Genomic DNA, 1,468 nt, shown 5'->3' on the forward strand with positions numbered 1-1,468 from the left:
ACCGCGCCTTTGATCTCAATCCCAATGACGCAGACATTCTCATGGACTATGGCTACTGCCTGAGTTGCGCGGGACGAACCACCGAAGGCTTCGACGCAGCACAAAAGGCGTTGCGCCTTAATCCTCGCTATCCCGAGTGGTACGTTCAAGAGCTCGGCCAGATTTACTACGACTCCCGACAATACCATGAAGCAGTCACGGCTTTGCGTAGCCTAATGACAATCGACACGGTGTACCGCTGGGTCTATTTGGCAGCCAGTCATGCTGCATTGGGGAATATGATCGAAGCGAGGGAAGCCGTGGAGCGGATCAAGCAAATGGACCCATCAGCCACAATCGTTTCGAGATCCGGCCCCCAAATGACGCCTTACAAAAATCCCAGCGATCTGGAACATCTTCGCGAGAACTTGCGCAAGGCAGGACTGCCAGAATGAGTGAATGCGCGCGCTGGCCTTGAAGGGCGAAAAATGGCGCTCCTTGTGCTCGTTCCGATTGGCGAAACCGATGGCAACGTTCACCCGCGTGGGTCGAAACCGGACAATCACAACCAGCAGGCATTGCGTCGTTGGCGCTCCCACTCAGCGGGAAACCCGCGCACCAACGTCTGCAATTGCATCGTAGGAGGCTGTCGCCCGTCGAGGATTGCCTCAACCAGGTCCGGCGCCAAGAGCGTCAGTCGAAGCATGTGGGAGACGAACGACCTGTCGAGTTTCTTAGCTGCGGCGAGTTCGCTGATCGTAGCGTGTTGCCCTGATTCCAGCTTATGCCGCCAGTGGTATGCCTGGACGAGGGCTCTCAGCAGCGTGTTGTCGATGCGCGGTCGCGACGGTGCCCAAGGCTCTGCTCCAGCTGGGGACACGACAACTTTGCGACCGCCGCGGCATGTTAAAGCTGGCGCAAGTCGGCCAAGAATTAAAGTGGCTTCGGCTTCGCCTGGCAATTCTGGAAGACTGTGTGGCGGCGCTTTCAGCCGAACAAAAAGTGCCCACTAGGCCTTCAGGTGGAAGGACCGACCACCGAATGAACGGCGCCCGGTGGCGACGGCCAAAGCATCACGAGTAGGCCGCTACAGCCGCTTGAAGTCGGGAAGCCCGCTTCAGAAGTGGTAGTTGATACCCACGCGGACCGTATCGAAGTCGATTCTGGAGGTGGAAGGATCTGGAGCGGCTGTGTTGAAATCGGGGGTGCCGAGATCCACGTGCATGTACTCAGCCTTGAACGACAGCTTCTGGTTCAGCGCCCATTCAACACCTGCGCCGGCCGCCCAGCCCCACCGGGTCTCGTCGTACCCGCAGGTCGGGGTAAAGCCACAGGCTCCTAGGTCGGCCGTGCCTTTGACCTTGCCGACAGCAAAGCCACCCGTGACATAGGGAAGAAAGTTCTCGAAGGCATAGCCGACGCGCGCACGGCCTGTGCCATACCAATCGATGTCCGCCGAACAGCCCTCGATCCCGCAAGGCGGTACAAA

1 protein-coding gene and 1 pseudogene are annotated in these 1,468 nt (G+C 58.7%); one reads left to right on the plus strand and one right to left on the minus strand.

Annotated features, from left to right (window positions below):
* Positions 1 to 434: pseudogene (locus AC04SH_RS34800) on the plus strand (hypothetical protein); the annotation flags it as partial.
* A gap of 662 nt (positions 435 to 1,096) precedes the next feature.
* Here the strand turns inward: AC04SH_RS34800 and AC04SH_RS34805 are convergent.
* Positions 1,097 to 1,468 (minus strand): outer membrane protein (locus AC04SH_RS34805; RefSeq protein WP_488578059.1); only part of this gene is annotated, 372 nt, incomplete at its 5' end.

It is taken from the genome of Mesorhizobium sp. CNPSo 4688 (assembly GCF_057784295.1).